This is a genomic window from Oleiphilus sp. HI0066 (genome assembly GCF_001635725.1).
The window spans coordinates 1-776 of record NZ_LWFH01001542.1; the positions used below are offsets into that span (position 1 = coordinate 1).

Annotated in this window: 1 protein-coding gene; it reads left to right on the forward strand. The window is 41.9% G+C overall.

Features of this window, described 5'->3' with window-relative positions; genetic code table 11:
* Positions 1 to 776 (forward strand): hypothetical protein (locus A3738_RS31465; RefSeq protein WP_197473999.1); only part of this gene is annotated, 776 nt, incomplete at both ends.

The window sequence follows — 776 nt, forward strand, 5'->3', positions numbered from 1 at the left end:
CCCAAAGTCCTTGTAGACTATAAACTGCAATTAAGTGACGGGAGTCATGTACGCCTCAATCCATTCAAAGGCGCAGTCAGCATTGAAGATTTCCAACTCATCAACACGAAAGACAAAAACTTAGGCATAGAGATCTCTGAAGCCGTGATTGATCTTAACCTTTGGTCTCTCACTCAAAATGTCGTGTCGTTCGACGCCCTAGATTTTGACAATATTCAACTAAACATTGAACGAAATGGTGATGCGACTCGAGTTGCCGCTTTTGATATTCCAGAAAACTCAAACCAAAAAGAGCAAGAGACAAACACTAATAACGACGCTACCCCTAAAGCGTGGAGTTTGAATGTACCGCTGTTAGAGATTGATGCTCTCAGCATTGAATTCAGCAACAACGACAAACAACATAGCGCGCAACTAAACAAGCTTAATCTATCTGAACTGACGTTAGCTAGCGACTCACTTAGAGGGACCTTTCATCTAGACGCTTTAGTGAACGACGCTGCGCTGAATCTAGACACCGACTTTGATTTCCATTCTTCAGATGAAGGATTGTCAGGCAAGGCATCATTTTCATCGTCCCTCGCAGAGCTGCAAACAAAAGCTTTTGCATATCTTGCCAAAGATTTTACCTCACGAGCCGAGGGAGCCATTAGCTATGAAATTAATGGTCAACTATCTCTTGATAAAGCGCAGAATTTGACGCTTGAATTAACGAACACAAATGTCGTTTTAGAGAATGTCACCTTGAATATTGATCCCTTCATTATTCGAGAAAG